Annotated in this window: 7 protein-coding genes; all 7 read right to left on the bottom strand. The window is 66.7% G+C overall.

Annotated elements, in window-relative coordinates; genetic code table 11:
• Positions 1-169 precede the first annotated feature (169 nt).
• The 7 genes from tssA to tssF are packed head-to-tail and all read right to left on the bottom strand — an operon-like array spanning position 170 to position 8,903.
• The gene (gene tssA / locus VI26_RS11035; protein ID WP_048409802.1) at positions 170-1,258 is read right to left on the bottom strand and encodes a type VI secretion system protein TssA; all 1,089 of its coding nucleotides are present in this window, start codon (positions 1,256-1,258) and stop codon (positions 170-172) included.
• Between the two features lie 34 nt (positions 1,259-1,292).
• Positions 1,293-1,556 carry a PAAR domain-containing protein gene (locus tag VI26_RS11030; RefSeq protein WP_048409801.1) on the bottom strand — a complete coding sequence of 88 codons (264 nt, stop codon included), beginning with the start codon at positions 1,554-1,556 and terminating at the stop codon, positions 1,293-1,295.
• Complete coding sequence (locus tag VI26_RS11025) at positions 1,553-3,004, bottom strand: hypothetical protein (protein ID WP_048409800.1); 1,452 nt, start codon at positions 3,002-3,004, stop codon at positions 1,553-1,555. Before VI26_RS11025 ends, VI26_RS11030 begins: the two co-directional genes overlap by 4 nt.
• Before the next feature lie 12 nt (positions 3,005-3,016).
• On the bottom strand, positions 3,017-5,650 hold the full coding sequence (gene tssH / locus VI26_RS11020; protein ID WP_048409799.1) for a type VI secretion system ATPase TssH: 2,634 nt from the start codon (positions 5,648-5,650) through the stop codon (positions 3,017-3,019).
• A gap of 47 nt (positions 5,651-5,697) precedes the next feature.
• Entirely contained in the window at positions 5,698-6,744 is a 1,047-nt protein-coding gene (gene tssG, locus VI26_RS11015) for a type VI secretion system baseplate subunit TssG (RefSeq protein ID WP_231581002.1), read from the bottom strand.
• Entirely contained in the window at positions 6,731-7,036 is a 306-nt protein-coding gene (locus VI26_RS11010; RefSeq protein WP_048409797.1) for a hypothetical protein, read from the bottom strand. The genes tssG and VI26_RS11010 overlap by 14 nt, the downstream gene beginning before the upstream one ends.
• A gap of 7 nt (positions 7,037-7,043) precedes the next feature.
• Positions 7,044-8,903: a type VI secretion system baseplate subunit TssF gene (gene tssF / locus VI26_RS11005; protein WP_048409796.1), complete on the bottom strand. Its 1,860-nt coding sequence runs from the start codon at positions 8,901-8,903 to the stop codon at positions 7,044-7,046.
• Between the last annotated feature and the right edge of the window lie 51 nt (positions 8,904-8,954).

Raw genomic sequence — 8,954 nt, 5'->3', positions numbered from 1 at the left:
CTTTCACCACAAAAACCGCAACAAAAGCGGGGCACACACCCCAAACCATTGATACGTCAGAAGATATCCACAAGGAGTATTTAATAAAGCCCCATCACACCTGCGAAACAGCTAGCAAAACCGGCCGGAGAGACACTCCGGCCCGTGGCTTCAAACGGTGTAAACCGCCCTATTCCTTCTTCACATCCAGCAATTCCTGCAGCTGATTCAGCGTGGAGCCGTCCTTGACCACGTGCTGCAGCCATTCCTCCAGGCTCATCTCGGCCCAGCGCGCCGCCCGCTCGGCCAATAAGGCCACCGGGCTGTGCGGTTCGTTATGGCGGAAGTAGCGGGCGACTTCGCTCAGCATCTGCACTGCTTCCTGGCGGCTGCGGATCTGCCCGTTGAAGGAGATGGGGGCGGCGGCGACCGGCGCCGGCGCGCTGTGGCTTTGAGTCACGGCTTTTCTTTCCTCGCTGACTTGAACGGGCGCCGGCGCAACGCCGGCGGGCGCGGTTTGCTGGCGGTAGCGCAGCACCAGGTCCTGGCAGGCATAGATGCCGTTGCGGATTTCCGCCAGGCTGGGCGCTTCGCCGCCAAAGCGCTGGTCCACTTGCGCATCCAGCGCTTCGTAGCGGCTCAAGGCCGCCACCAGGTTTTCCGCCAGACCCTGGAACCAGACGTGGCCGGACTGGGTGGCGCTCTTTTCGAACTCATCGCCGGAGAGCTTGCCTTCGGCGATGGCGGCGGCCTTGGCGTCCGCGTCCTTCAGGCCCAGGTTCTCGACTTCGCGCGATTGCTGCCAATCGTTCCAACCGTAGCCGCCGAAATCCGGCTTCAGCAACGGCACGCTACGAATGGCGATGCCCAGTTGCTGGTTCAGCCACTCCAGTTTGCCGACGCGCTCGTCCAGATCGTGCGGGTCCAGCTCCGGGTAACCGTTTTCCCAGTATTGAGCCAGCCAGCCGTCCAGCACGGCCAGGCCCAGCGCCAGCCCGTGAATGCCGTTCACCTGAACCTGGGCTTCGGCATACCAGACCAGCAGTTGCAGGTCCTTGCTGTTTTGCGTCAGCGCCTGTTCGCACAGGCGGATGACCTTGGGCCATTCCGCCACCTTGAGCGTCTGTTCCCAATCCCCTTGCGACAGGCCGGGATCGTCGCTGCGGCGGGCTTCGCGAATCTGGTCGAAGAGCGTGGAATAGGCCAGGTCCTCGCCCGCCGGCGCGGCGCCGGGAATGGGGGCCAGCAGCTGCTCCACGTGTTGATCTATGTTTTCCATGCTTGCTCAGCTTCTATATATAGGTGTGGCCGGTTCAGCCTTTGCCGACTTCCGGCATGGTGGAGATCAGCGCGGCGCCGCAGCTGACCTTGTGTCCTTCCAGCGCCACCGGCTTGCCCCCGACCAGCCAGCTGGAATCGCCTTCCACGATGGTGCAGTTGACGTGGCCCTGCTGCGGGCAGGTGACGGCGTCTCCCAGGCAGGCGACCTTCTTGCCAAACAGGGTGGTGCTGGATGCGGCGCTGACGACGGCGCCGCCATGATCGGTGGGGTCGCCCAGTCGAATCACGCGTTTCATGCTGCGGTCTCCTTGCGCGGCGGTCTGGCCATGGCCAGCGCCACCTGCTCGTGGCTGAATTGAGTGAGGATGGCCGGCGCGGCCAGCCGCGCACTGTGACTGACGGCGATGGCCGTCAGCATGGCGCTGGCGGCGACGCCGACATCGCCCCAGTCGCGCGCCAGATTGCTGGCTTCGTCCACCGGATGCAGTTCCACGCCATGCCGGCTCAGCGCGCTGGCGATGGCGGCCAGGCGCACGCCGCCGACATTGACGTCGCCGCCGTTGTGCGCCAGCCAGGCCAGGCTGGCGGCCTGGTCATTCTCCGGCTTGGCGTCCTCTGGGCTGAACGGGTAGTCCAGCAACGCCGCGTTGACCAGGGCGTTGTCCAGCACCGGCTGCAGCTGGCGCGCCAATTGCAGCGCGCGCTCCTGCTGCAATGCGACCGAGCTGGACTGGCCAAGCTGGGCCAGCACCGGCAGTTCGGCCAAACCGGCCTGGTGGCGGCCCGGCACCAGGCCCCAGCTGCCGCCGGAGCGGCTGAAGTCTTTTTCCCAGTACGGCTGGTAGGGATCGGCGCCTTCGGCCACGGTGACGGCGACACCCTGCTCCGGCTCCGGCAGTTGCTCACGCAGCATCAGCAGCACCGCCACCGCCAACCCCGGCTTGCCCAGCCAGCGTTGACGCTCTGCCGCCGCCGTGTCTCCTTCGTCACCGTCGTCGGCGCCTTGCAGCGCCAGCGGCGCATCGGCGCCGAGCACCAACACGCCCGGCAGTTCCGGCTCTTGCTGCAATAGCTGCCGCGCCCGGTCCGCCACCGTGCCGGTGCCGGCGCCGGCCAGGAAGCGCGCGTCCGGCGCCGGCCAATCCTCATCGACCTGCCCCGCCATCATGGCTTCCAGCTGCCACTCCTTGACCGCGGCGATCTGCTCGATGCCGGACGGGCCGGGCACCACTTCCATCAGCAGCGGCAGCCAGGCCGCGCCGGGCGCGGCGGCGTAGAGCAGGCTCAGCGCTTCGACCACGTGCGGCCGCAACGCGGCCAGCACATCGTCGGCGTCGCCGCAGGCATCGGCCTTGTCCACGCAGGACCACAGGCAGCCGTCCGGCGCCTCCGCCAACCAGAAGGGTTCGTCCTCGGCCGGCGTGGCGCAAGCCCATAACCAGCGGCACTCCACCACCGCCTGGCGTTCGCGCAGCTCGGCCAGATGGCGTTCGCGCGCGGCGTCGCGCGCCGCCTGGTGCTCGGCGTCGGCCGCGGCGGCTTGCTCGGCCTCGGCCTGCTTGGCGCGTTTTTCCTTCAAATAGCCCCACAGCTTGACGCCGGCGCTGAGCAGCATCGGCGGCCCCAGATGCAGCAGCAGGATGGCCGACGGGCTGATGCGCTGCCAGCTTTGCGGCAACACCAGCCACAGCAGCCCCCACCAGGCGACGGTGCTGACCCCGAACAGGCCCAACATTCTCCACATGCGCGCGACTCCTTAGCTCAGCCGCACTTTGACCTGCTCGCCCTTCAGCGAGACGGCGATCTTCTTCACCGGCTTGCCGCTGGCCATGCGCGCCAGCAAATCGCTGGAGATCTGCGCCAGCAGGGTGCGGGTCAGGATGGCGTCGGCGTTGCGCGCGCCGCTGTCCACGTCCAGGCAGCGCGCCGCCATCTGCTCGGCCAGTTCCTCCGGGAACTCGACCTGGGCGCCGTGGTTGTCGGCGATGCGCTGGCGGATCTTGTTCAGCTTGAGGCCGACGATGGCGCGCAGCACCTCGTCGCTGATCGGCAGATAGGGCACGATGGTCAGGCGGCCGAGGAAGGCCGGCTTGAACACGTTCTGCAGCGTGGGGCGCAGAATCTCCACCAGGTCTTCCGGCGTCGGATCGCGGGTTTCGCCCTCGACGGTGACGCCGTGCTCGCAGGCGCGCATCACCAGGTCTGTGCCGGCATTGGAGGTCAGCAGGATGATGGTGTTCTTGAAGTCGACTTCGCGGCCTTCGCTGTCTTCCAGCAGGCCTTTGTCGAAGACCTGGAAGAACAGCTCCAGCACGTCGGGGTGGGCTTTTTCCACCTCGTCCAGCAGCACCACCGAGTAGGGCTTGCGCCGCACCGCCTCGGTCAGCACCCCGCCCTCGCCGTAGCCCACATAGCCCGGCGGCGAGCCCTTGAGGCCGGAGACGCTGTGCGCTTCCTGATATTCCGACATATTGATGGTGATCAGATTGCGCTCGCCGCCGTACAAGGCCTCGGCCAGCGCCAGCGCGGTTTCGGTCTTGCCTACGCCGGACGGGCCCACCAGCAGAAACACGCCCTTGGGCTTGCCCGGATCTTCCAGATTGGCCTTGGCGATCTGCACCCGCTCGGCGATCTGTTCCAACGCATGGTCCTGGCCGATGACGCGCGCGCCCAGCAGCGAGGCCAGCTTCTGCACCTGTTCCAGCTCATTGCTGACCATGCGCCCCAGCGGGATGCCGGTCCAGCCGGAGATCACGTCGGCGATCACGCTCTCGTCCACGCATTCGAATGCCAGCGGCTGCAGCTTCTGCAATTCGCGCAGCGCCTTGCGCTTGGTCTGCAGCGGGCTCGGCTTCTTGCCCTTGGCCGGCTTGGCCTCGGTCTGCCGCTGTTTGAGCTCGTCGATTTCCGCAACCAGCTTTTGCTGCTCGTCCCAGGCGGCGTGCAGCTGCTCCAGGTCCGCCCGCAGTTCGGCGCGCTGGGCTTCCAGCTCGGCGATGCGCTCGGCGTGGCCTTCCTCGCGCTGCAGCGCGCTAATTTCACGGTCGATATTGTCTATCAGCACCGACACGTCCTCGATCGGCCCCGGCTTGCCGGCGCGCGACAGCGCGACGCGGGCGCAGGCGGTGTCCAGCACGCTGATGGCCTTGTCCGGCAGCTGGCGGCCGGCGATATAGCGGCTGGACAGGTGCACGGCGGCGGCCACCGCCTCGTTGAGGATTTCCACCTTGTGGTGTTCGGCCATCGCCGGGGTCAGGCCGCGCACCATCTGCACGGCGATTTCCGGCGCCGGCTCTTCCACCTTCACCACCTGGAAGCGGCGCGCCAGCGCGGCGTCCTTTTCGAAGTACTTCTTGTACTCGGCCCAGGTCGTGGCCGCGATGGTGCGCAGTTCGCCGCGCGCCAGCGCCGGTTTCAGCAGGTTGGCCGCGTCGTTCTGGCCGGCCGCGCCGCCGGCGCCGATCAGGGTGTGAGCCTCGTCGATGAACAGGATGATGGGCACCGGGCTGGCCTTGACCTCGTCTATCACCTGGCGCAGGCGGTTTTCGAACTCGCCCTTGACGCTGGCGCCGGCTTGCAGCAAGCCCAGGTCCAAGGTGCGCAAGGTGACGCCGGCCAGCACCGGCGGCACTTCGCCATGCACGATCTTGCGCGCCAGGCCTTCCACCACCGCGGTCTTGCCCACGCCCGGTTCGCCGGTGAGGATGGGGTTGTTCTGCCGGCGGCGCATCAGAATGTCTATCATCTGACGGATTTCGACATCACGGCCCAGGATGGGATCGATCTTGCCGGCCTTGGCCTGGGCGGTCAGGTCTATGGTGTATTTGTCCAGTGCCGGGCTGCCGCGCTTGCCGGCCACGGGCGCGGCCATCGTCGGTTCCACGCCGGCCTCGACCGCCGGCGCGTTGGCCGAGGCCTCGCCGCCGTGCTGACGCAAGGCGGCGTAAGCGCCTTGCAAGCGGCCGGCGTCCTGGCGCGCCAGCGCGGCGGAGCCGGATTGCAGCGCGCCGCGCAGCGCCTCGTCCTGCCACAGCGCCAGCAGCAGGTCCAAGGTGGACACATCGTCCTGGCCTTGTTCCGCGCTGGCCAGCAGCCAGGCCTTTTCCAGCCACTTGGGCAACCAAGCGGACAGCACCGGGTTGCGGGTATTGCCGCTGCGGAACGCGTCCAACGCCGCTTCCAGCTCGCGCTCAATGCGCGGCAGGTCCGCGCCCAGCGCGTGCAGCGCCGCCAGCGCGGCATTGTTGTCCTGATCGAACATCGCCAGCAGCGCGTGTTCGATCTCGATTTCGAAATGAGTGCGCGCCAGCGCGCGGCTGGCCGCCTGCTCAATCGCCTGGCGGGCGGTGGGAGTCAGTCTGTCGATCAGGGCTTTCAGGGATACGGACATATCGTTCCAATACGCTCAAAATGAAAAATCAGTTTCGCCGGCGCCGCTCAATGCAGCAGCGCATAGCGCATGTCTTCAGGGTCCCGCCGCTGCGGGCCCAGCCAGCAATTGCCGCCCAGCCGCAAGTCCACCGGGCCGCCCAGTTGCGACGGCGGTACGTCGCGCTTGTCCAGCACCAGGCTGACGTCGGCCGCCAGATTGTGGCCGACGGCGAATTGCAGCAGCGCCTGCAAGGCCTGCGCGCCGGGGCCGCCCGGCAGCAGCGCCTCGAACTGGGCGCGGCGCATGCTGCCCAGCCGCAGCTGCAGCTTGGTCTGGCGGTCCCAGACCCGGGTGCCGGCGAACAAGGACACGCCCAGTTCGCTGTCGCTGGCGCCCAACCGGCTTTGTTCCGTCGCCGGCACCTTCATCCACTGGCCGACGAATTGCTCCAGCGCTGCGTCGACGCCGAAGAAACCCTGGATCAGGGTTTCCAGCGCCTGCGCCGACAAGGGCTTCTGGCTGAGCAGGCCGGCGTAATAGATGAACAGGTTTTCATCCAGCTGCGCGTCCGGCCCCATCTGCTTGCGCAATTGAGACAAGCCCAGGCCGCCCAGGTCCAGCAGATTGCGGGTGAAGCCGTCGCGCTCGCCGGCCTCCACTTCCAACCAATAACGGTATTTGCGCCAGGCGCCGAAGAACAAGGCGGTGGCGCGATGGCTGAAGATATCCAGGAAGGCGTGCAGCGAGCCATCCTTGTACTGCTGGCGTCGCTCCAGCAGCAGCTCGGTATAACTGGTGGGCAAGGCGCCGCTGGGGCCGGTCAGCCCGATGAAGCTGACCGTCATCTCGTCGGTGGCGTCGGCCTGCTCCGGCTCCCTGGCCGGCTGATAGCGGCACAGCTCGCTGGGCGGGAAGGACAGCGAGGCCAGCGAACGGAAGCGCAGGCTGGCCGGCAGCCGGCCGCGGCGCTCGCCGCGCTTGCGCGTGGCCAGGCCGAGGATGCGCACCGCCTGGAAAAAACCGAACTGGCTGGCGTCGCGCGCCAGTTCCTGCTTCAGATCGCGCGGCTTACGCTGGGCCGCGGCCCTCATCGCCCTATCATTGGCGCTCATGATCCACCTCCGGCCGGCTGCGGCGACGCATCGCCCACAAACCAAACAACAGCCCGGTGATCAGGCTCAGCGCACCGCCCGGCGCGAACAACAACACGCCATAGCCCGCCATCTGGCCCGATCCGCTCACCAAGCCCCACCAGCCCAGCAACAGCATCGCCAGCGGCAAGCCCAGACACATCACCCAATCCAACGCCGGGCCACGTTGCCGCAAGCCCTCCTCGGAGGACAAGGAGTAATACAGCAATTGGCAAAAGCTGGGCGCCAGCAGCAAAACGATCAAAATTTCCATGGCGTCCTCAAATCACCAAGGCCTCGCCGGCGCGGGCCGGCCATGAAGCCAGCGCCTCGTCCTGCTGCACCGCATGCACCCGCAGCCGGGTAAAACTGTTGGGCGCGCAGTAGAGCGCGAAGAAACGCTCCAGCACCGCGGCGAACAGGTAGACGCTGCCGCCCACGTAGTAATCCGGGTCCAGCGTCAGGCGGATTTCGCTGCCGCGCACGAAGCCGCTGAAATCGCGGCCGGACACCCGAGTCACCGCCGGCTGGCTTTCGATTCCCACCACGCCCTGGATCTGGCGCACATTGACCGGGGAATCGGTCAGGTTGTACAGCGCCAGCATTTCCTGCAGCGCGGCGCAGCCGGAATCGACGATGGACATGTAGTTCAGCGACAGATGCGACACCAGGCGCCATTGCACCGCGCGCCCCAGCGGGCTGCGCTGGCTGGCGCTGGGCTTGCGCAGCAGGCGCACGCGCTTGACCACGGAATGGCCGGGCAGGGAGAAGTCGGTGCGCTGGGTGGACTGGCTGCCGCCAAACGGAATCTGTTCCGGCAGGTCGCGGTTGCTGCACAGCAGTTCCAGGCTCAGCACCTCGGTGGCCGGACGCACGGCGTTGAACTCCAGGTCCGCCAGGTGCAGTTCCAGATCCGTGCCCTTGTCGCCCTGGCGCGGCGAGCGTTCACGGCTGGCGTGCCAGTAAAAGCGCGGCGTTTTCTTTTCGCTGCCATGGCGTATCGCGTAGAACGGCGGCACTTCCTCGCTGCTCTCGCCGTCGCCGGATTTTTCCACCCGCACCACGCGCTTGATCTGGATCGCCTCGTAAGCCTGCTGCTTGCGCCCGTCCACCAGCACCGGATAGCTGGCTTTCTGGTGGGTGACGCGTATCGGTTCGCCCGGCTGGGTGAACAGATTGACGATGGGGGTGCAGCCCAGCTTCATGTGCTGGGCCTGCAACTGGGTTTGCAGGCGGTTGTGGCGCTCGCTGTCCGGGTATTGGTCCAATAGCAGGCGCAGCACCAGCTTGTCGCCATCCAGCCGCGCCACCGCCTTGTCCAGCTGCAGCAGATCGACGAACAGGAATTTGTCCGGATAGCAGAAGTATTCGGTCAGCAGCCGGTAGCCCATGAAGGAGCGCTCGTCGTAATCCAGCAGCCCCTCGTCGCGGCCGAAGCCCACCGCCTTCAGGCTGGCCGCCGGCAGCTTGCGGGTGCGCGCCGGGTCCTCGCTGCCATCGCCCACGCTGACACTCTGCACATTGGACAGCAGCATCTCATATAACAGATGCATCAGCGCCGGCTCGCCGTCCAGGAAGAAACGCAGCGATTGCAGGCCGATGGCGTTGAGCGCCAGGCCGCCATGGGTGTGGAACTCCAGCGTCAGCACCGCCGCAGCCTCCGGCGCCAGCTGGCGCAGATAGGGCGAGCCGCTGGTCAGTTCCAGCTTGGCCTCGGTCAGCGACAGCGGATACAGGTCCACCGGATAGGCGCTGCGGAATTTGCACACCACGCCCTGCATCGCCGGCGCGTGCACCGGCTGGCCGCGCTCCACCCGGTAGCGCTTGGCGATTTCCGGCCGTTGCGGATCGCACTCGAACTGCACGATGGTGGCGGATGGAATCGGCTGCAGATAGTGCGGATACAGCACATTGAGGAAGCTGGTGGCCACCTCCGGGTATTCGTCGTCCAGCTTCTTGTGGATGCGCGCGGCCAGGAAGGCGAAGGACTCTATCATCCGCTCGGTATGCGGGTCCTCGCACTGGTCGCCTTCCATTTGCAGGCGGCCGGCGATCTTGGGATAGCGGCGCGCGAACTCGCCGGACAGCTGGCGCAGGTGTCCGAGTTCGCGCTCGTAATACGGCAATAAGGATTCAAGCATTAAGGCACACGTGACATCATTGTTATCCGGCCGCGCCGGCGGGCTGGCCCC

The organism is Chromobacterium sp. LK1, from assembly GCF_001043555.1.
In the GTDB taxonomy this organism is placed as follows: domain Bacteria; phylum Pseudomonadota; class Gammaproteobacteria; order Burkholderiales; family Chromobacteriaceae; genus Chromobacterium; species Chromobacterium aquaticum.
This window is presented reverse-complemented; position numbering and strand designations above follow the sequence as displayed.

Excerpts from the sequence above, each read along its gene's own strand:
- tssA (WP_048409802.1), bottom strand. The coding sequence starts at position 1,258 with ATGGAAAACATAGATCAACACGTGGAGCAGCTGCTGGCCCCCATTCCC.
- tssF (WP_048409796.1), bottom strand. The coding sequence starts at position 8,903 with ATGCTTGAATCCTTATTGCCGTATTACGAGCGCGAACTCGGACACCTG.
- VI26_RS11030 (WP_048409801.1), bottom strand. The coding sequence starts at position 1,556 with ATGAAACGCGTGATTCGACTGGGCGACCCCACCGATCATGGCGGCGCC.
- VI26_RS11025 (WP_048409800.1), bottom strand. The coding sequence starts at position 3,004 with ATGTGGAGAATGTTGGGCCTGTTCGGGGTCAGCACCGTCGCCTGGTGG.
- VI26_RS11010 (WP_048409797.1), bottom strand. The coding sequence starts at position 7,036 with ATGGAAATTTTGATCGTTTTGCTGCTGGCGCCCAGCTTTTGCCAATTG.
- tssH (WP_048409799.1), bottom strand. The coding sequence starts at position 5,650 with ATGTCCGTATCCCTGAAAGCCCTGATCGACAGACTGACTCCCACCGCC.
- tssG (WP_231581002.1), bottom strand. The coding sequence starts at position 6,744 with ATGAGCGCCAATGATAGGGCGATGAGGGCCGCGGCCCAGCGTAAGCCG.